At 42.5% G+C, this 1,038-nt stretch carries 1 protein-coding gene; it reads right to left on the bottom strand.

Translation table 11 applies throughout. The features are described from left to right. Positions 1-174: 174 nt before the first annotated feature. Positions 175-1,038 (bottom strand): response regulator (locus tag R7P69_RS25240; protein ID WP_318121836.1); only part of this gene is annotated, 864 nt, incomplete at its 5' end.

The following is a 1,038-nucleotide window of genomic DNA, read 5'->3' as shown; positions in this document are numbered from 1 at the left end:
ATTTTCTGTCAATGCCGACATGACAGCTCAACAAGTGGATCACGTCTTATCGGCTTGTCAGGAGGCATTTGACCATCCCGACTTAGAGTTTGTGTAAGTTGATTCGTAGTGGACGCTGAGCCTACGCTTGGTTCCAGTGAAAGTTCAGAGCTCAGTTCAATCCTGAGCTCTGTTTTAAATCCAGTTAGCAATTTTATCGAAAAGGCGATTCTTATCTGCGGGTTTAACGATAAAGTCGGACATGCCAGATGAGCCAATTTTATCTAGCGTCACAGGAGAACTGTCTCCCGTATGCGCAATAATCGGCACAGTTGCATACGGCTTTTCTGAGTTACGGATACGTCGCGACGCTTCTACTCCGTCCATGATTGGCATCTCAATATCCATTAAAATCAGATCGATATTTTCTTTTTCAAGAGTGTCCAATGCTTGCTGACCATCTTCCTTTTGTACCACTTCAAATCCCTGCTTCTCTAGTAACATCGCCGTAAACTTACGCAGAGACTCGTTATCATCCACAACCATGATGGTTCGCTTGATGGATTTATCTAAAGGCGCAGATGGCAGTGTTGACGAGATATAAGTGGAATCGTAAAGCAAACGCTCAATTGTAGCTTTGGTGTTTAGCAGCCACGCTTGAGTCTCTACCCAAATCGGGTCATGGCCGGCTTTTTTAGCTCGTTGTGCAGGTTTGTGTTCAAAAAGATACACCACACGCGCTTCAGTAAATGAAAGTAACGATTCGATTCTGTCTAATTGGTTTTCTAAAACATCAAGGCTTTCCACATCGACGAATATCAGGTCAAATTCAAACTCGTATTCTTTCTTTTTAAAGACGCTTTTTACATCTAAAACGGTGACATCAAATCCCATGAAGCGACTAATATCAGCCATTTTTTGCACGATAATGTCTTGATTACTGACCAATAAAATCGATTTCATTTTGGTCAGCTCATCTTTAATTTCCGTTACCGTATCTGATGTGATAGGCGGAAAAGTCAACGTAAACTGTGACCACTCTCCCGGCTGGGAAATGCA

This window comes from Vibrio sp. 661 (assembly GCF_033339315.1).
In the GTDB taxonomy this organism is placed as follows: Bacteria; Pseudomonadota; Gammaproteobacteria; order Enterobacterales; family Vibrionaceae; genus Vibrio; species Vibrio alginolyticus.
Note: the sequence above shows the minus strand (reverse complement) of the source record. Positions and strands in the feature narration are given on the sequence as shown.